This is a genomic window from Streptomyces sp. NBC_00820, assembly GCF_036347055.1.
In the GTDB taxonomy this organism is placed as follows: Bacteria; Actinomycetota; Actinomycetes; order Streptomycetales; family Streptomycetaceae; genus Streptomyces.
Genome location: NZ_CP108882.1, coordinates 5,249,887 through 5,267,475 on the forward strand (window position 1 = coordinate 5,249,887; position 17,589 = coordinate 5,267,475).

Below are 17,589 nucleotides of genomic sequence, written 5' to 3' on the forward strand. Positions count from 1 at the left end.
TACCAGTTCGCCATGCCGGGCACGTGGGAGTCCGGTGTGGGTTTCCTCGGCGGTCATGGGATACGCGCCAGATGCGGCCAGTATGGTGGTGCGCGCCGCCGAGGTGCCCGCTGAGGTCGTAACGGGCGGCGGAGCCAACCGGGAGAACCTGCCTTGAGCCGTGAAACTGACACTCCGTCCTCCGGGCCCAACGGGCGCGGCGGAGCCGCATACCCCTCCGGCACGCCGCCGTACGGGACCCCCATGGCTTCCGACGACCGTACGGAAGCGGGTCGTTCGGCCACGCAGCCTGAGGACCGCAAGACCGAGACCACGCTGACCACCCGGATCCGGGTCAACATCCCCGGATCGCGGCCCGCCCCGCCGATCGTCGTGCGCAAGCCCGTCGCCGACGCCGAGAGCGGCTCCGGCAACGGCTCCCGCGGCGACTCCGGCGCCGATGCGCGGCCGTCCGCCGCCGCGGCACCCGCCGAGGTCGCCGAGGCCCCCGCCGAGCCCGCGCCGCAGGCCGACGAGAAGGCGAGCGACTGGTTCGCGCCCCGCAAGTCCGGTGCCCCCAAGGGCGCTACGGGCGGCGGCGGGACGAACGGGGCCGGGATTCCCGGCGGTTCGGCCGCCGCGCCGGGCAACCCCGCCCTGCCGAAGCGGGCGGGCGGCGCGTCGGGCACTCCGGGTGCTTCCGGTACTCCGGGTGCCTCCGGAGCGGCCGGTACCACCGGCGCGCGCTCCGGGGGCCGCCCCGGGGGTGTCGTCGGCTCCATGACCGCGCCGGGCGGCTCCTCCCGTCCCGGCGGCACGAACGGCTCCGGCATGTCCGGCGCCACCGGCGGCCCGGTGGCCCCCGGCCACGGCGGCGGCACCGGCTCCTTCGACGTCACCGAGGCGCTGGCCTCGGGCCCGCTGGGCGGTTCCCGTCCCGGCGGCAACGGCGCCGGTGAGCCCAGCCGTGACGACCTGCCGTACTTCGCGGAGAACGGCGACCGCCAGGGCTTCGCCGGCGGCAACGGCGGCCCGGGCGGCTCGACCGGACGCGGCGGCCCCGGTGGTCCCAGCGGTCCCAGCGGTCCCAGCGGCTTCAACGGTCCCAGCGGCCCGGGTGCCCCCGGCCCGAAGGGCCCCGCGGGCCCCACGAGCGGCCCGGCCACCGGCAACGGCCCGTTCGTCCCGTCGGCCGGCCCCGGCGGCGGCCCCGGCGAGCCCTTCACCGGACCGGCGGTCGCCTTCCCCGGCCCCGGCGCCCGCAACGGCCAGGGCGGCCAGCTCGCCCCCGGCGGCGGACTCAGCGACGACACCGCGATCCTCACCCCGCAGAAGCCGGCTCCCGAACCGGGCACGCCCGGCTACCGCGCCCCGGACAACGTCTCCGGGCACACCGTCACCAGCGGCATCCCGGTGGTCCCGGGCGCCGGTAACGTGCCGTTCGGCTCCGGCGTCCCGGCCGCGCCCGCCCCGGCCCCGCAGCCCAAGGCCGCGGCCAAGCCGAAGAAGAAGGGCCGCAGCAAGCTCGTGCTGCTCGCCGTCGGCGTGGTCGTCGTCGCGGGCGGCGTCTACGGCGCCGGGCTGCTGATGAACCACACCGACGTGCCCAAGGGCACCACCGTGCTCGGCCTGGACATCGGCGGCGGCACCCGCGACGACGCCGTCCGCAAGCTCGACGACACCTTCGGCACCCGTGTCGACAAGCCGCTCAAGCTGGCCGTGGACGGCAAGACGGTCTCCATCACCCCGGACAACGCAGGCCTGCAGTTCGACTTCCAGGCCACGGTGAGCGACGCCGCGAAGAGCGACTACAACCCGGTCTCCGTCGTCGGCTCCCTCTTCGGGCAGAAGCGGGAGATCGCGCCGGTCATGCCGATCGACGAGGAGAAGCTCCAGGCCGCGCTCCAGCAGGCCGGCGGCGGTGCCGGTTCGGTCACCGAGGGCGGCATCACCTTCGGGCCCGGCAAGGCGACCCCGGTCTACGGCAAGGCGGGCAAGGGCATCAACGCCGCGCAGGCGTCCCAGGCGGTCGAGCAGGCGTACCGCACGGCGGTGGAGACCGGAACCGCGACCCCGGTGCCCGTCCCGACGGCCACCAGTCAGCCGACGGTCTCGAACGCCGAGGTCGACCGCGAGATGAAGGAGTTCGCGGGGCCGGCGATGTCGGGCAAGGTCGTGGTCCAGACGGACGCCGCGCACTCCGTCCCGCTGAGCCCGCAGAACTCGCTGTGGAAGTTCCTCAGGGTGACGGCCGTCGACGGCAAGCTGGTCGACAAGCCCGACCTGAAGGCCCTGCAGGAGCTCTACGGCCACCAGTTCGACGGCGTGCTGATCACCCGGGGCACCGGCAAGAAGACGGCCGTGACCCCGCAGGACGTCTACGTCGCCCTGCGCCAGGCGCTGCTGAGCAAGACCAACCGGGTCGGGGTCATCCCCACGAACCCGAGCTAGTACGGCCTGGTACGGCCTGGTACGGCCATGACGGCGGGGGCGTCCACCGGGCGCCCCCGTCGTCGTGTCACCGCACCGGCCGCCGCCCGTGTCACCCGATCCGTATGACATCTGTCATCCGGCACTCAGGACCACCGGCACTGCCGGGCCCCGGGGCCGTCCGGCCACCATGGACGCCATGACAACGACAGCGGCACCTCCCACCACCGCCCCGGTGGTCGGATTCGACCAGGTGACCAAGACGTACGGCAGCGTGCGGGCCGTCGACGGACTCTCGCTCGAACTGCACCCCGGCGAGACCGTCGCCCTCCTCGGTCCGAACGGCGCCGGCAAGTCCACCACCCTCGACCTGCTCCTCGGCCTCAAGCAGCCCGACAACGGCACGGTGAAGGTGTTCGGCACCAGCCCGCGCGAGGCGATCGTCGCCGGGCGGGTCGGGGCCATGCTGCAGAGCGGCGGGCTGATGGACGAGGTCACGGTCGCCGAACTGGTGAAGCTGGCGTGCTCGCTGCACCCCAGGCCGTACAAGGCCGCCGACGTCCTCGCCCGCGCGGGCGTCACGCAGATCGCCGACCGCAAGGTCAACAAGCTCTCCGGCGGGCAGGCCCAGCGCGTCCGCTTCGCCCTGGCCACCGCCGGCGACAGCGACCTGATCGTCCTGGACGAGCCGACCACCGGCATGGACGTCTCCGCCCGCCAGGCCTTCTGGGCCACCATGCGCGAACAGGCCGACCAGGGCCGTGCCGTCCTCTTCGCCACCCACTACCTCGAAGAGGCCGACGCCATCGCCGACCGGGTGCTCGTGCTGCACCGCGGCCGGCTCCTCGCCGACGGCACCGCCGCCGAGATCAAGGCCAAGGCGGGCGCCCGCAGGGTCTCCTTCGACCTGGAGGGCGACATCGACGAGAGCGCCCTCGGCGCGCTGCCCTTCCTCACCTCCGTCACCGTGTCCAACAGCGGCTCCGCCGCGGGGTCCGTGCAGACCGTCCGCATCCAGTCGTCCGACGCCGACGCGACCGTCCACGCCCTGTACGGCCTCGGCGTCTACCCCCGCAACCTCGAAGTCGCCGGGCTCGGACTGGAGCAGGCCTTCGTCGCCATCACGGAGGCCGAGGAGGCCAAGCAGTCATGAACTCCCTGATCAAACTGGAACTGACCCGCGCCCTGCGCAACCGCAAGTTCCTGTTCTTCTCGGTGATCTACCCCTCGGCCCTGTTCCTGCTCATCGCGGGCAACGCCGACTCCAAGACGAAGATCGACGGCAGCGGTCTCACCCTGCCGACGTACATGATGGTCTCCATGGCCTCCTTCGGCGCCCTGACCGCCGTGCTCATGGGCAACAGCGAGCGCATCGCCAAGGAACGCGAGAGCGGCTGGGTACGGCAGCTGCGGCTGACCACCCTGCCGGGGCGCGGCTACGTGCTCGCCAAGACCGCGAGCGCCGCGGTGGTGAGCCTGCCGTCCATCGTCATCGTCTTCGTCGTCGCCGCCGTCGTGAAGGACGTCCGCCTGGACGCCTGGCAGTGGCTCGCCCTCACCGGCGCCATCTGGGCCGGCAGCCTGGTCTTCGCCGCGCTCGGCGTCGCCATCGGCTACCTCGCGAGCGGGGACGCGGTCCGCCCGATCACGATGATCACCTACTTCGGCCTGTCCATGCTCGGCGGCCTGTGGATGCCCACCACGACCTTCCCGGACTGGCTCCAGGACATCGCCAAGTGGCTGCCGACGCACGCGTACGCTGCCATGGGGCGGGCGATCGAGCAGAGCCAGGCCCCGCAGGCCCAGGACATCGCCATCCTCGCCGTCTTCTTCGTCCTCTTCGCGGGCGGCGCGGCCTGGCTGTACCGGAAGGACACGCTGAAGGCGTGAGCACCATGACGGAAGACCCGCGGACCGGCGAGCCGGGGCCGACGCACCAGGTGCGAATGGGCCAGCCGCCCCGCACCCGGCGCGAGCTGCTGGTCAAGGTGCTGTGGATCGGCGTCTGGCTGGTGTTCCTCAGCTCGCCGATCGACGACCTGACCAGCGGCCGCCACACCACGGGCGGCACCGTCGCCGGGGCGCTCGGGCTGACCGCCTTCGTGGTGGTCTACCTGTCCCTGGTCTTCCGGAACATGGGCCGGGCGTTCTCGGGCCGGCTCGTCATCGTCCCGCTGGTGCTGCTCGGCGTCCTCGCCCCGGTGCTGGCCTACACCCTCGGCAGCCCCTGGCTCGGCCTCTTCGTCTACCTCTCGGTGGCCTGCGGGGCGACCCTGCCCGCGCGCGCCGCCGGGTGGGCGATCCCGGCCACGGGCGCCGTGATGTATTTCGTCGGCCTCCACTCCAGCGAGCAGGAGGCCCGCGGTCTGCTGGCCCTGGTGGTGCTCATCGGGTTCGCCATGGTCGGCGTCGGCCAGCTCATCCGCACCACCATCGAGCTGCGCAAGGCCCGGGCCACCGTCGCCCAGCTCGCCGCCAACGAGGAACGCCTGCGGCTCGCCCGCGACCTGCACGACCTGCTCGGCCACTCGCTCTCCCTGATCACGCTCAAGAGCGAGCTCGCCGGCCGGATGCTGCCGGACCACCCCGAGAAGGCGGCCCAGCAGGTCGCCGACATCGAACAGGTCAGCCGTCAGGCCCTGGTCGACGTCCGCGAGGCCGTCACCGGCTACCGCCGCCCCCGCCTCGCCGACGAACTCGCCGGCACCCAGGTCGCGCTCACCGCGGCCGGGGTCGCGGCCGAGGTACCCGCCGAACCGGACCTCACCGGCACCCCCGAGGAGGCCGAGGCCGCGCTCGCCTGGGCGCTGCGCGAGGCGGTCACCAACGTGGTCCGGCACAGCGGCGCCGACCGGTGCACGGTGGAGCTGCTGCGCCGCCAGACGCTCGACGGCCCGGTCCTCGAACTCGCCGTCGAGGACAACGGTTCCGGCGGCTCCGGGACCGGCCCGGGCAACGGCCTGACCGGTCTGACCGAGCGCCTGGAGAAGGCCGGCGGCAGCCTGGAGGCGGGCCGGGCGAAGCATGGGTTCCGGCTGGTCGCCCGGGTCCCCGTCACCCCGTCGGCGGACATAGGATCCGGGGCATGACGAGCCCGATCAAGGTCCTCCTCGCCGAGGACCAGTCCATGGTCCGCGAGGCACTGGCCGCCCTGCTCGGCCTGGAGGACGACATCGAGGTCGTCGCCCAGGTCGCGCGCGGCGACGAGGTGGTGGCGGCCGTCGGCGAGCACGGTGTGGACGTGGCGCTGCTCGACATCGAGATGCCCGGCTGCACCGGCATCGAGGCGGCGGCCCGGGTGCACCGCGAGCACCCCGGCGTGAAGCTCGTCATCCTCACCACCTTCGGCCGCCCCGGCTATCTGCGCAGTGCCATGGAGGCGGGCGCCGACGCCTTCCTCGTCAAGGACGCCCCGGCCGCCCAGCTCGCCGCCGCGGTCCGCAAGGTGCTCTCCGGCGAGCGCGTCATCGATCCCACCCTGGCCGCGGCGGCCCTGGCCGAGGGCGCCAACCCGCTCACCGACCGCGAACGCGAGGTGCTCCGCGCGGCGGCCGACGGCTCTACCAACGCGGAGCTGGCCCGCGCCCTGCACCTCTCCCAGGGCACGGTCCGCAACTACCTCTCCACCGCCATCCAGAAACTGGCCGTACGCAACCGCGCGGAGGCCGTGCGCATCGCCCGGGAAAAGGGCTGGCTGTGACCTAGGGGGTGTCGTTTGGATCAGCTCGGGTCCGCGAGGCCCGGCACGGCACCTCGCCGCACGGCCGAATCGCCCACGTACGCCCAGTACGAGGACGATCCGGCCGCACGCCGAGGCACCGCACCGGACGCCGCGGCCTGATCCACGAAGATCGAAGAGACACCCCCTGGACGCCGGGGGATATGATCACCGGCAAGGCGGGGTCGTAGCACAGAGGTAGCGCGCCGTGAGGCCATCCCGGAGGACGCCGGTTCGAATCCGGCCGCCCCGCCCCTCACACGGCTCAGTTGAGCAGGGAGCGCGCGGCCCGCGCCTCCGCCCGGGCGCGCTCCTCGGTCTCGGGGTCGACCACCCCCACCAGCTCGGCGTAGGCCTCCAACTCCGCCGCGCCTTCCGTGTACGCGCCCCGCCGCACCAGGAGCTGCGCCCGCTCGTAACGCAGCCGCGCCGGATGCGAGGGCAGCAGCAGGGCCAGCTCCACCGCCCACAGCGCGACGTCCGACCGCTCGGGCCGGGCGGCGGCCCACGCCCGCACGTTGTTCAGGATCCGCTGCACCACCTGCAGCGGCGTCGTGGGCACCAGCATGGAGGGGTGCAGCGGCGCTCCCGTGGACCCCACCACGAGCAGCTCGGCGTCCGTGCCGGTCAGCACCCGGCCCCCGTCGAACGGATCGGCCAGGACCCGCTCCTCGGCCGGCCCGAACCCGACCACGAAGTGCCCCGGAAGCGCGACCCCGTACACCGGGGCCCCCGCCCGCCGGGCCACCTCCAGCCACACCACCGACAGCAGGATCGGCAGCCCGCGCCGCCGCCGCAGCACCTCGTGCAGCAGCGAGGACTCCAGCCGGTCGTAGTCGCCCGCCGACCCGGAGAACCCGTACCGCTCACCCAGCAGCCGGCACAGCGCCTCCGCCCACGCGCGCGGCCCGCCCGGCCGGTACGGCACCTGCCCGGCGAGGCGGTCCAGCTCCATCTCCGCCGCGTCGATCCCGGCCTCGTCCAGCGAGCCGTCCGCCTCCGCCCCGAGCAGCAGGCACAGCGCCGACAGGTCCGGCCGCTCGGAGCGCGCCTCCTCGGCGAACCGGCGCCGCACCTCGGCGGACCGGCCGGGCGACGGCGGATACGGCGGCGGAAGGTACGGAGGACGCCTCGGGGGCTCATACGCGTTCACGGCGGTACCTACGACCGTCCCGCGGGCGGGCCGGCCGGAGCTTCCGGCGCCCGGTAATGGTGGTACGCGTGGTGCGGGGTGAAACCCAGCCCGGTGTACAGCGCGCGGGCGGCCTCGTTCTCCTCCTCCACCTGGAGCCACGCCGCCGAAGCACCTTCCTCCAGAGCGCGGTGGGCCAGCGCCGACATCACCCGGGTGGCCAGGCCCTCGCGGCGCCTGCCGGGGTCCACCTCGACGGCGGCGAAGCCGGCCCAGCGGCCGTCCACGACGCAGCGTCCGATCGCCGCCGGAGGCTCACCGGCCGCGCCGGGCACCGTCGCGAACCACACCGACGGGCCGTCCCCGCTCCCGGTCTCGTCCGATCGGGCGGACCCCGACCCGAGCACCCGCAGGGCCACCTCGCTCACTCCCTTGCGCTGGTACCGCGCGAGCCACGCCTCGTCCGCCTCCCGGGAGAGCACCACCCCGGTGCCCTCGGCCCGGTCCGCGACCGGCGCCAGGGCCCCGGTCCACACTCCGGCGGTGACCTCACGGGTCCAGCCGCGCCGCTCCAGCTCCGCGCACAGCAGCTCCTGCGTGCCCTCGGCGCCGGTGGCGGTCTGGATGTAGGCGGGCAGTCCGCGCTCGTCGTACCAGCGTCGTACGGCGGCCAGGGCCGCGTCGAGCGGAAGACCCGGATCGCCCAGCGGCAGCACGCTGTTGGCTCGCCGGGTGAAACCCTCCCGCCGCCCGGCCGGCGCCCCGGCCGCAGGCGCTTGGCGCGGCCCCGCCTCGACCGCCGCGCGCAGCTCCCACTCGCCGAGCCGCTCGCTCTCCACCGGCCGCCACGCGCGCGCGGCGATCCGCGCCAGCTCCGCGAAGCCCGCCGAGGGACCCCGCCGGCGGGCCGGGGCGGCGGGCACGACTTTGCCCGCGACCAACGCCGACTCGGCGATTCGTACGCTTCGTCCGTCGCGTCGTGTGATCATGAGCACGCCGTCGTCCCATGATGTGAGAACACCAACCGTGTCGGTGAACTTCTCACGCGCCGTCCCCGTGTCCGTCAACTGCCGTACGGATACCCGTTTGCCCACGTCATCGGGGGTGATTCGGACCTCGAGCCGTCCTGCTGCCGAGATTTCCACTGGTCAGTTCACCCCTCATGTTCGGATCATGCTCCGGAACGGAGATACTAGGGGCGGGCATCGACGACGCCGCGCTCCCGCGCGCCAGGCGGCGGAAGCCTGAGGAGGCCCGCCAGCGCCCTATCGAGGAGGAACGACAGCGTGACCTACGTCATCGCAGAGCCTTGTGTCGACGTCAAGGACAAGGCGTGCATCGAGGAGTGCCCGGTCGACTGCATCTACGAGGGCCAGCGGTCCTTGTACATCCACCCGGACGAATGCGTCGACTGTGGTGCCTGTGAGCCGGTCTGCCCGGTGGAGGCGATCTTCTACGAGGACGACACTCCGGCGGAGTGGAAGGACTACTACAAGGCGAACGTCGAGTTCTTCGACGAGCTGGGTTCTCCCGGCGGCGCCAGCAAGCTGGGGCTGATCGAGCGCGACCACCCCGTCATCGCCGCGCTGCCGCCGCAGGGCGAGTGACCGTTTGAGCGGCCCAAGCGGCCCGCAGTAGCGCCGCCTCGGTCCCGTACGGCCCCGATCGCCCTGATCGCGGCTGTACGGGACCGAGGCGTTTGCCGTACCGACGAAAGCGAGCAAGTCCCGTGTCCGCAGTCTCCGAACGTCTCCCCGCCTTCCCCTGGGACAAGCTGGAGCCGTACAAGAAGACGGCCGCCGCGCACCCCGGCGGAATCGTCGACCTCTCCGTCGGCACTCCGGTCGACCCGGTTCCCGAGCTGATCCAGAAGGCCCTGGTCGACGCGGCCGACTCGCCGGGCTACCCGACGGTCTGGGGCACCCCGGCGCTGCGCGACGCGATCACCGGCTGGCTGGAGCGCCGTCTGGGCGCCCGCGACGTCACCCACCGCCACGTCCTGCCCATCGTCGGCTCCAAGGAGCTCGTCGCCTGGCTGCCGACCCAGCTCGGTCTCGGCCCCGGCGACCGGGTGGCCTTCCCGCGCCTGGCCTACCCGACCTACGAGGTCGGCGCCCGCCTCGCCCGCGCCGAGTACGAGGTCTACGACGATCCGCGCGACCTGGACCCGGCGAACCTGAAGCTGCTGTGGCTGAACTCGCCGTCCAACCCCACCGGCAAGGTCCTCTCCAAGGAGGAGCTGACCGGCATCGTCGCCTGGGCCCGCGAGCACGGCGTGCTGCTGGTCTCCGACGAGTGCTACCTCGAACTGGGCTGGGAGGCCGACCCCGTCTCGGTCCTGCACCCGGACGTCAACGGGGGCTCCTACGACGGCATCCTGGCCGTCCACTCCCTCTCCAAGCGGTCCAACCTGGCCGGCTACCGCGCCGCCTTCGTGGCCGGCGACCCGGCCGTCCTCGGCCCGCTGCTGGAGATCCGCAAGCACGGCGGCATGATGACCTCGGCGCCGACGCAGGCGGCGGTCGTGGCGGCGCTCGGCGACGACGAGCACGTCCACGTCCAGCGCGAGCGCTACGCCGCCCGCCGCGCCGCCCTGCGCGAGGCGCTGCTGCGGCACGGCTTCCGCATCGAACACAGCGAGGCCAGCCTCTACCTGTGGGCCACCCGGGACGAGTCCTGCTGGGCCACCGTCGCCCACCTCGCCGAGCTGGGCATCCTGGTCGCCCCCGGCGACTTCTACGGCGAGGCGGGCGAGAAGTTCGTCCGCGTGGCCCTGACGGCGACGGACGAGCGGATCCAGGCGGCGGTGGAGCGGCTGACCGCGTAGCGGCCTGCGTAGCGGCCTGCGGCGCGGCCGCGGACGGCGCGACGGGGCCCGGGGAACTCCCCGGGCCCCGTCGCCGTGCACGGGTCTCAGCCGCCGAGCGGCAGGCCCCCCAGCGGCAGTCCGCCCTTGGTCAGGGCGTCCGTCGGCAGGCCGCCCTTCGTCGCGCCGGCGGCGGTGTCCCCGAGGACGCCTCCCGCGGCCCCGGCGGCGGTCCCCGCGGCCTTCTGCGCCGCGGGCGCCGTCTTCTTCACGGCGCCGCCCCCGGTCCTGCCCGCGGCGGGCACCGTCTTCTTGACCGCCTTGCTGCCCGCGTTGCCCGCGAGGTCGCTGACGTGACGCGTCGTGTCGTCGACGGTGTTGCCGACGTGTGCCCCGTCCAGGGCGGTCAGGCCGCCCAGGTTCGGGGTGGCCGCCGGCAGGCCGGTGGTGGCCGCGCCGGCCGAGCCGGCCGCACCGACCCCGGCGGCCGCTCCCGCCGCGACGAGCAGCGCGGCACGGGCGATACGGCGGGTCAGAGGGAGGGACATGGTGCTCCATTCGACGGGGGAGAACGGCGAGGCGTCCTGACTCGGACGCCGTGACTACCGCTCGAAGCCGACGAAGGTTGCGGACGCCAAAGGTAAAGAATGGATAACGCGTCGCATTATCAGGTGTGGATAAAAACGGGCAAACATCGTTCGCGCGGATGCCTGAAGAATCCTTACGCCTCTTGACCCGCAAGGCCCGTCGGCGACGCCGCGCGGGCCGCCCGCACGGTGGCCCCGGCCCCGGCCGCACAACCCCGCGGGGTGAACCGCCGCACTACTGTCCGGTGACGATCCGGACCGCCCCCACGGACAGCTCCGCGCCCGCGGCCCCCTCGGTGTGAACCGCGTGCCACCGGCTGTCCGTGGCCCCGCCGGTCCCGCCGTTCCCGCCGGTCCACTCCTGGCCCGCGTACGACACCCGCTGGATGCGCAGCGCCGAGGAGTTGGCCACCGCCCAGTGCGCCAGCTGCCAGCCCCGCTCCTGCTCGGTGCGCCCGGTCGTGTCGATCCGCTTCCCCTGCGGCACCGGGACGGTCACCGTGCGGCCGTGCGCGGTCGCGGTCACGCTCGGGGACGGCGTCAGCGACGGAACGGGCACCCCGCCCACCTCCGCGCCCGTCTCCCGCAGCGCGTCCCGCCCGAAGTCCCGTACCAGCGCGGACCGTACGGCGTCCGGACCCCTCACGGCCGCCGACGCCGACGCCGTGGCCGGCGCCGTCGTGACCGCGGCCGGGTCCGCGCTCTGCGTGCGCCCGTCGCAGGTCAGCGTCGCCGGCGAGTACCCGGTGAGCGCCGACGCCAGCAGCGTGGCGTCCGGCTCGTGCTTGGCGTACGCCTCCGGGTAGCCGCTGCGCTGCACCTTCTGGGCCGCCACCGTCAGCGGCAGGTCGGCGTAGTCCGGCACCCGCGCCAGATGCGCGTAGAAGATCCCCGCCGAGTACGCCGGGTCCATGATCTGCCGCTCGGTGCCCCAGCCCTGCGAGGGCCGCTGCTGGAACAGGCCCAGCGAATCCCGGTCGCCGTGCCGGATGTTGCGCAGCCCCGACTCCTGCAGAGCGGTGGCGAGCGCGATGGTCACCGCCCGCTCGGGCATGCCGCGGCCGGTGCCCACGGCGGCGATCGTCGCCGCGTTCCCCGCCTGCTCGGGCGTGAACTCGTACGACGCCCCGTCGTGCGCGGCCGAGATCACCGTGCAGCCGCGCGCGCCTCCGCCTCCGGTGACGTACTGCATGACCAGGTAGGCGGCGACGGCGGACAGGACCAGCAGCGCCGCGCCGAAGCGGAAGATACGGCCGCGGCGCTTGGGGCGAGGGGGGGACGGCTCTGACACGCGTACAAGGTACTGGAGTCCGAAATCGCGCTCGATCCGGGTCCGTCGACCGCAGTTGAACCGGTCGGCGCGGACGGCGCGTTAGGGTCGCAAGCATGGCCGACACCTCACTTGACCTCACGCTGGACGCCGCGGAGCTCACCGCGCGGCTCGTGGACTTCCCCTCCGAGAGCGGCACGGAGAAGCCCCTCGCGGACGCGATCGAGGCCGCCCTGCGCGCCCTGCCGCACCTGACGGTGGAGCGCTACGGCAACAACGTGATCGCTCGGACCGGCCTCGGCCGCGCCGAGCGCGTGATCCTGGCCGGCCACATCGACACCGTCCCGATCGCCGGCAACGTCCCCTCCCGTCTCGACGAGGACGGCGTGCTGTGGGGCTGCGGCACCTGCGACATGAAGTCCGGCGTGGCCGTGCAGCTGCGTATCGCGGCGACGGTCCCGGCCCCCAACCGGGACCTGACCTTCGTCTTCTACGACCAGGAGGAGGTGGCCGCCGACCTCAACGGCCTCAAGCACGTGGCCGAGGCCCACCCGGACTGGCTGGCAGGCGACTTCGCGGTCCTGCTGGAGCCCTCCGACGGCGAGGTCGAGGGCGGCTGCCAGGGCACCCTGCGGGTGCTGCTGAAGACCAAGGGCGAGCGCGCCCACTCGGCACGCGGCTGGATGGGCTCCAACGCCGTCCACGCCGCCGCCCCCATCCTGGCCCGCCTGGCCGCCTACAAGCCCCGGTGGCCTGTCATCGACGGCCTGGAGTACCGCGAGGGCCTGAACGCGGTGGGCATCAGCGGGGGAGTGGCCGGCAACGTCATCCCCGACGAGTGCGTGGTCACGGTCAACTTCCGCTACGCCCCCGACCGCACCGAGGAGGAGGCCGTCGCGCACGTCCGCGAGGTCTTCGCCGACTGCGGGGTGGAGGAGTTCGTGATCGACGACCACAGCGCCGGCGCGCTGCCCGGCCTGTCCCACCCGGCCGCGGCGGCCTTCATCGAGGCGGTCGGCGGCACCCCGAAGCCCAAGTACGGCTGGACCGACGTCTCGCGCTTCTCCGCGCTCGGCATCCCCGCCGTCAACTACGGCCCCGGCAACCCGCACCTGGCCCACAAGCGGGACGAGCGCGTGGAGACCGCGAAGATCCTGGCCGGCGAGGAGCGGCTGCGGAACTGGCTCACGGCGTAGTCCGGTGCGTGGCGCCGCGCCCCGGACATGCGTACTTCCCCCCTCTGTAACCCTCGCGGATCTAGTCTGAGATCGAACTACCGGCAAGCGGAGGGAGCGCACATGGCTACCGGAAACCCCGAGGGGAAGAAGCAGCCGCCGGACGAGCAGCGGCTCGGACCGGTCCTCCGGCGGCGCGGCCAGGTCACGTCCAGTACGACCGACCAGCGGCTGCTGGACGAGCGCGCCCCCTCGGACTGGGTGCACACCGACCCCTGGCGGGTCCTGCGCATCCAGTCGGAGTTCATCGAGGGCTTCGGCACGCTCGCCGAACTGCCACCCGCGATCAGTGTGTTCGGCTCGGCGCGTACGCCGGTGGGCTCACCGGAGTACGACGTGGGGGTGCGGCTGGGCCGGGCGCTGGTCGAGGCCGGCTGGGCGGTGATCACCGGCGGCGGTCCGGGCGCCATGGAGGCGGCCAACAAGGGCGCGCTGGAGGCGGGCGGCATCTCGGTCGGCCTCGGCATCGAGCTGCCCTTCGAGCAGGGGCTCAACCCGTACGTCGACATCGGGCTGAACTTCCGCTACTTCTTCGTCCGCAAGATGATGTTCGTGAAGTACGCGCAGGGGTTCGTCGTGCTGCCCGGCGGGCTCGGCACCCTGGACGAGCTCTTCGAGGCCCTCACCCTGGTCCAGACCCAGAAGGTCACCCGCTTCCCGATCGTCCTCTTCGGCAGCGAGTACTGGGGCGGCCTGGTGGACTGGCTCAGGAACACCCTGATCGCCCAGGGCAAGGCCTCCGAGAAGGACCTGCTGCTGTTCCACCTCACGGACGACGTGGACGAGGCGGTGGCCCTGGTCTCCAAGGAGACGGCCCGCTGAAGCCGGGACTCCCGCTTCTCGGCCGACCGAGACGGCCGGGTCCGGGTGGGCGAACGGGGGGCCAGGGGGCGGAGCCCCCTGGCGGGCCCACTCAGGCCAGGCCGCGCCTGGCGACCGCGGGGGCCCGGTGCCCGGCGATGGCGGCCACCATGTCGAGAACCTGCCGCGTCTCGGCCACCTCGTGGACCCGGTACACCTGAGCCCCCAGCCACGCGGACACGGCCGTCGTCGCCAACGTCCCGACCAGCCGCTCCTTGACCGGCCGGTCCAACGTCTCGCCCACGAAGTCCTTGTTGGACAGGGACACCAGCACCGGCCACCCCGTGGCGACCATCTCGTCCAGCCGACGCGTCGCCTCGAGACTGTGCCGCGTGTTCTTCCCGAAGTCGTGACCGGGATCGATCAGCACCGACTCGCGCGGCACCCCGAGCGACACCGCGCGCTCGGCCAGCCCCACGGTCACCTCCAGGATGTCGGTCATGACGTCGCCGTACACCGTCCGGTGCGGCCGGGTCCGCGGCTCGACACCGCCCGCGTGGGTGCACACCAGCCCCACCCCGTACCGCGCGGCGACTTCCGCGAGGCCCGGGTCGACCCCGCCCCAGGCGTCGTTCAGCAGATCGGCGCCCGCCTCGCACACGGCCTCGCCGACCTCGGCCCGCCAGGTGTCCACGCTGATGATCACATCGGGGAACCGCCGCCGTACCTCCGCGACGAACCCGACCGTCCGCCGCGCCTCCTCCTCGGCGGTGACCTCTTCGCCGGGACCGGCCTTGACTCCGCCGATGTCGATGATCGCGGCACCCTCGGCCACCGCCTGCTCCACGCGCGCGAGGGCGGGCTCGTCACGGAACGTCGCCCCCTGGTCGTAGAAGGAGTCCGGGGTCCGGTTCACGATCGCCATGATCACCGGCTCGTGCGGCCCGAATTCCCGCTTGCCCAGCCTGAGCATCCGCTGTGACCTCTCCTCGTTCGTCCGGCAGTACGGCCGCCTGTGACCCTAACCGTCAGACTCGCATGGCACGATCGGACCCAGACACATTGGGCGCCCGGCGCAAGGTCCGGGCACATCGAGCGTGGGGACCTCTCGCGATGGTGATGTTCTTGTTCCTTGTCGTCGCACTGGCCGTCGTGGTCGCCGCGGTGACGCTCGCCGTGGTGGGCGGCGGGGAGAGCGCCCCGCTCCCGGAGGCCGCACCGCAGCGGCTTCGAGACCCGCTGCCCGCGGACCGCCCGGTGCACAGCGCCGACGTGGAGACACTGCGCTTCCCGCTCGCCCCGCGCGGCTACCGCATGTCCGACGTCGACGACGCGCTCGGCCGCCTCGCCGCCGAACTGGCCGAGCGCGACGCCCGTATCGCCGATCTCGAGTCCGCGCTGGCCGGCGCCCGGGACACCACGCGCACCCGCCTGGACAAGCCCGAGCGGGAGGACCGGCCGTGACCTCCGCGATCGCCCTCGCCGGGCCCGACGGCCTGCCGCGCTGCCCGTGGGCCCTGTCCACCGAGGACTACGTGGCCTACCACGACGAGGAGTGGGGCCGTCCCGTCCACGGCGACGACGCCCTCTTCGAGCGCCTGAGCCTCGAGGCCTTCCAGTCCGGCCTGTCCTGGATCACCATCCTGCGCCGTCGGCCGGGCTTCCGCGACGCCTTCGCCGGCTTCCGGATCGAGAAGGTCGCCGCGTTCACCGAGGAGGACCGCGAGCGCCTCCTGGAGGACGCGGGCATCATCCGCAACCGCGCCAAGATCGACGCGACCCTCGCCAACGCGCGCGTGCTCGCCGACTGGTCCGAGGGCGACCTGGACGCGCTGATCTGGTCCCACGCCCCCGATTCCGCCGCCCGTCCCGCCCCCAGGACGCTCGCCGACGTTCCCGCCGTCACGCCCGAGTCCACGGCCCTGTCGAAGGCCCTGAAGAAGAGCGGTCTGCGATTCGTCGGCCCGACGACGGCGTACGCCCTGATGCAGGCCTGCGGACTGGTCAACGACCACCTGGAGACCTGCGTGAGCCGGAACGGCCACACGGGGGCCTGAGGCGGCCGTGGCGGGGCCCTGCAAGGGGGCGCCGGCAACGGGGGGCCGGTGAGGTCCGTCGCCGCCCCCTGCCGACCCGCGTCCTGCCCCGCCCTGGGCCCTCCTCGGGCCCGCCCGCGCCCTCCCGCACCTCTTCTGGCCTAGCGGCCCAGATACTTCGGCTTCTCCTTGTTCACGAACGCCTGCACCGCGATCGCGTGGTCCTCGGACTGCCCCGCGCGAGCCTGGAGTTCGTCCTCCTTCTCCAGGGTCTCGGTGAAGGAGTGCGTCAGGCCGTAGGCCACCGACTCCTTGATCGCCGCGTACGACACCGTCGGGCCCTCGGCCAGCTTCCGCGCCAGCTTCTCCGCCTCGGCGCGCAGCTCGGCGGCCGGCACCACCCGGTTGGCGATGCCCAGCTCCAGCGCCTCCTGGGCGCTGATGCTGCGCGGGAAGAGGAGCAGGTCGGTGGCGCGGCTCGGGCCGACCACGCGCGGCAGCGTCCAGGAGATGCCCGAGTCGGCGGTCAGCGCGACCCCCGCGAAGGAGGTGTTGAAGGACGCCGTGTCGGCCACGATCCGGTAGTCGGCGGTGAGAGCGAAACCGAAGCCCGCCCCGGCCGCGACCCCGTTCACCGCCGCGACCACCGGCTTCGGCGCCCCCGCCAGCGCCGTGGCGATGGGGTTGTAGTGCTCCTTGACCGTGCTCATCGTGTTCCCGGAGCCGGTCTCCCGGTCGGCGGCGAGCAGCCCGATGTGCTCCTTGAGGTCCTGCCCCACGCAGAACGCGCGGTCTCCGGCGGCGGTCAGCAGGATCGCCCGTACGGCCTCGTCCGAGGCCGCGGACAGAACCGCCTCCCGGAGGGCGACCTTCGTCTCGACGTTCAGGGCGTTCATCGCCTCGGGGCGGTTCAGCGTGATCGTCGCGAGCCCGTCGCTCACCTCGTAGAGCACGGTGTCGGCCATGGAAACCCCTCCGGTGTCGTCACACTGGCGACGTACCGTCCGGTACGCCGCTGTCCGGGGAACAGCATGGCGGAGATCCCCGCGCGAGGGCCCGACGTGTGACCTGCGTCAAAGAAATCAGGAGCGAAGTCGGTCGGCAGGCCTCCGTGTGGCGGTGCAGTATCGCAGTCACATCCCCGAATTGGGTGGTTTTGCTCGCGCGCGTTGCCCAAGCGATGCCGACTGATGTTGGTCATCGGGTGCCGGGATGCGGGATAATGGCTTGGAAGCAATGTGTTCGATGCCGGTGTCGCGTGCCTTTTCCATGGACCGCGGGTGCCCTCCAAGGGGCAGTCGGCTGACGATGAGCCTGGTTTCAGGAAGGGGTACGAGCATGGCGGCCATGAAGCCGCGGACGGGCGATGGCCCGCTCGAGGTGACCAAGGAGGGGCGGGGCATCGTCATGCGCGTTCCGCTCGAAGGCGGCGGTCGACTCGTCGTCGAGCTGACCCCCGATGAGGCCGAGGCGCTCGGCGACGCCCTCAAGAAGGTTGTCGGCTGACGCGCCAGCAATCCTTTCCTTCCGGCTGCCCCGGCATCGTCAACGGTGCCGGGGCAGCCGCGTTCCCGGGCCCCGGACCGTGCCCCGGG

18 protein-coding genes and 1 tRNA gene are annotated in these 17,589 nt (G+C 73.1%); 13 read left to right on the forward strand and 6 right to left on the reverse strand.

What is annotated here, in order from left to right; all coding sequences use genetic code 11:
- Positions 1-153 precede the first annotated feature (153 nt).
- From OIB37_RS23865 to OIB37_RS23890, 6 genes are all read left to right on the forward strand, one after another.
- Positions 154-2,430, forward strand: a complete 2,277-nt coding sequence (locus OIB37_RS23865) for a hypothetical protein (RefSeq protein WP_330459643.1) — start codon at positions 154-156, stop codon at positions 2,428-2,430.
- 178 nt (positions 2,431-2,608) lie between these two features.
- Positions 2,609-3,562, forward strand: coding sequence for an ABC transporter ATP-binding protein (locus tag OIB37_RS23870; protein ID WP_330459644.1), 954 nt, complete (start codon positions 2,609-2,611; stop codon positions 3,560-3,562).
- The gene (locus OIB37_RS23875; RefSeq protein WP_330459645.1) at positions 3,559-4,299 is read left to right on the forward strand and encodes an ABC transporter permease; all 741 of its coding nucleotides are present in this window, start codon (positions 3,559-3,561) and stop codon (positions 4,297-4,299) included. The genes OIB37_RS23870 and OIB37_RS23875 overlap by 4 nt, the downstream gene beginning before the upstream one ends.
- 5 nt (positions 4,300-4,304) lie before the next feature.
- Entirely contained in the window at positions 4,305-5,498 is a 1,194-nt protein-coding gene (locus OIB37_RS23880; RefSeq protein WP_330461950.1) for a sensor histidine kinase, read from the forward strand.
- Positions 5,495-6,109: a response regulator transcription factor gene (locus tag OIB37_RS23885; protein WP_330459646.1), complete on the forward strand. Its 615-nt coding sequence runs from the start codon at positions 5,495-5,497 to the stop codon at positions 6,107-6,109. Before OIB37_RS23880 ends, OIB37_RS23885 begins: the two co-directional genes overlap by 4 nt.
- 197 nt (positions 6,110-6,306) lie before the next feature.
- Positions 6,307-6,381, forward strand: a tRNA-Gly gene (locus OIB37_RS23890).
- Positions 6,382-6,392: 11 nt separating this feature from the next.
- On the opposite strand, the gene OIB37_RS23895 is transcribed toward OIB37_RS23890, so the two are convergent.
- The gene (locus tag OIB37_RS23895; RefSeq protein ID WP_330459647.1) at positions 6,393-7,280 is read right to left on the reverse strand and encodes a SirB1 family protein; all 888 of its coding nucleotides are present in this window, start codon (positions 7,278-7,280) and stop codon (positions 6,393-6,395) included.
- 8 nt (positions 7,281-7,288) lie between these two features.
- Positions 7,289-8,404: a GNAT family N-acetyltransferase gene (locus tag OIB37_RS23900; RefSeq protein ID WP_330459648.1), complete on the reverse strand. Its 1,116-nt coding sequence runs from the start codon at positions 8,402-8,404 to the stop codon at positions 7,289-7,291.
- Positions 8,405-8,545: 141 nt separating this feature from the next.
- On the opposite strand from OIB37_RS23900, the gene fdxA reads away from it, so the two are divergent.
- Both fdxA and OIB37_RS23910 read left to right on the forward strand, forming a co-directional pair.
- Positions 8,546-8,866, forward strand: a complete 321-nt coding sequence (gene fdxA / locus OIB37_RS23905; protein ID WP_330459649.1) for a ferredoxin — start codon at positions 8,546-8,548, stop codon at positions 8,864-8,866.
- A gap of 122 nt (positions 8,867-8,988) precedes the next feature.
- Entirely contained in the window at positions 8,989-10,086 is a 1,098-nt protein-coding gene (locus tag OIB37_RS23910) for a bifunctional succinyldiaminopimelate transaminase/glutamate-prephenate aminotransferase (protein WP_330459650.1), read from the forward strand.
- 86 nt (positions 10,087-10,172) lie between these two features.
- Here OIB37_RS23910 and OIB37_RS23915 read toward each other — a convergent pair whose 3' ends face one another.
- Positions 10,173-10,613, reverse strand: coding sequence for an ATP-binding protein (locus tag OIB37_RS23915; protein ID WP_330459651.1), 441 nt, complete (start codon positions 10,611-10,613; stop codon positions 10,173-10,175).
- A 274-nt stretch (positions 10,614-10,887) separates the two neighbouring features.
- Positions 10,888-11,943: a heavy metal transporter gene (locus OIB37_RS23920; protein ID WP_330459652.1), complete on the reverse strand. Its 1,056-nt coding sequence runs from the start codon at positions 11,941-11,943 to the stop codon at positions 10,888-10,890.
- Between the two features lie 95 nt (positions 11,944-12,038).
- On the opposite strand from OIB37_RS23920, the gene dapE reads away from it, so the two are divergent.
- Together dapE and OIB37_RS23930 are read left to right on the forward strand one after the other, a co-directional pair.
- Entirely contained in the window at positions 12,039-13,118 is a 1,080-nt protein-coding gene (dapE, locus tag OIB37_RS23925) for a succinyl-diaminopimelate desuccinylase (RefSeq protein ID WP_330459653.1), read from the forward strand.
- Between the two features lie 102 nt (positions 13,119-13,220).
- Complete coding sequence (locus OIB37_RS23930; RefSeq protein WP_330459654.1) at positions 13,221-13,979, forward strand: TIGR00730 family Rossman fold protein; 759 nt, start codon at positions 13,221-13,223, stop codon at positions 13,977-13,979.
- A gap of 91 nt (positions 13,980-14,070) precedes the next feature.
- Here the strand turns inward: OIB37_RS23930 and folP are convergent, their stop codons facing one another.
- Positions 14,071-14,931, reverse strand: a complete 861-nt coding sequence (folP, locus tag OIB37_RS23935) for a dihydropteroate synthase (protein ID WP_330459655.1) — start codon at positions 14,929-14,931, stop codon at positions 14,071-14,073.
- 140 nt (positions 14,932-15,071) lie between these two features.
- On the opposite strand from folP, the gene OIB37_RS23940 reads away from it, so the two are divergent.
- The gene (locus tag OIB37_RS23940) at positions 15,072-15,422 is read left to right on the forward strand and encodes a DivIVA domain-containing protein (protein ID WP_330459656.1); all 351 of its coding nucleotides are present in this window, start codon (positions 15,072-15,074) and stop codon (positions 15,420-15,422) included.
- Positions 15,419-16,015 (forward strand): DNA-3-methyladenine glycosylase I, encoded by a 597-nt coding sequence (locus OIB37_RS23945; RefSeq protein ID WP_330459657.1) that lies wholly within the window; start codon positions 15,419-15,421, stop codon positions 16,013-16,015. Before OIB37_RS23940 ends, OIB37_RS23945 begins: the two co-directional genes overlap by 4 nt.
- A gap of 140 nt (positions 16,016-16,155) precedes the next feature.
- On the opposite strand, the gene OIB37_RS23950 is transcribed toward OIB37_RS23945, so the two are convergent.
- Entirely contained in the window at positions 16,156-16,959 is an 804-nt protein-coding gene (locus OIB37_RS23950) for an enoyl-CoA hydratase/isomerase family protein (protein WP_330459658.1), read from the reverse strand.
- 373 nt (positions 16,960-17,332) lie between these two features.
- Here OIB37_RS23950 and OIB37_RS23955 point away from each other — a divergent pair, with 373 nt between their 5' ends.
- On the forward strand, positions 17,333-17,500 hold the full coding sequence (locus tag OIB37_RS23955) for a DUF3117 domain-containing protein (protein ID WP_009997451.1): 168 nt from the start codon (positions 17,333-17,335) through the stop codon (positions 17,498-17,500).
- Positions 17,501-17,589: the final 89 nt, after the last annotated feature.

Excerpts from the sequence above, each read along its gene's own strand:
- OIB37_RS23870 (WP_330459644.1), top strand. The coding sequence starts at position 2,609 with ATGACAACGACAGCGGCACCTCCCACCACCGCCCCGGTGGTCGGATTC.
- OIB37_RS23875 (WP_330459645.1), top strand. The coding sequence starts at position 3,559 with ATGAACTCCCTGATCAAACTGGAACTGACCCGCGCCCTGCGCAACCGC.
- OIB37_RS23880 (WP_330461950.1), top strand. The coding sequence starts at position 4,305 with ATGACGGAAGACCCGCGGACCGGCGAGCCGGGGCCGACGCACCAGGTG.
- OIB37_RS23885 (WP_330459646.1), top strand. The coding sequence starts at position 5,495 with ATGACGAGCCCGATCAAGGTCCTCCTCGCCGAGGACCAGTCCATGGTC.
- OIB37_RS23915 (WP_330459651.1), bottom strand. The coding sequence starts at position 10,613 with ATGTCCCTCCCTCTGACCCGCCGTATCGCCCGTGCCGCGCTGCTCGTC.
- dapE (WP_330459653.1), top strand. The coding sequence starts at position 12,039 with ATGGCCGACACCTCACTTGACCTCACGCTGGACGCCGCGGAGCTCACC.
- OIB37_RS23930 (WP_330459654.1), top strand. The coding sequence starts at position 13,221 with ATGGCTACCGGAAACCCCGAGGGGAAGAAGCAGCCGCCGGACGAGCAG.
- folP (WP_330459655.1), bottom strand. The coding sequence starts at position 14,931 with ATGCTCAGGCTGGGCAAGCGGGAATTCGGGCCGCACGAGCCGGTGATC.
- OIB37_RS23940 (WP_330459656.1), top strand. The coding sequence starts at position 15,072 with ATGGTGATGTTCTTGTTCCTTGTCGTCGCACTGGCCGTCGTGGTCGCC.
- OIB37_RS23950 (WP_330459658.1), bottom strand. The coding sequence starts at position 16,959 with ATGGCCGACACCGTGCTCTACGAGGTGAGCGACGGGCTCGCGACGATC.
- OIB37_RS23955 (WP_009997451.1), top strand. The coding sequence starts at position 17,333 with ATGGCGGCCATGAAGCCGCGGACGGGCGATGGCCCGCTCGAGGTGACC.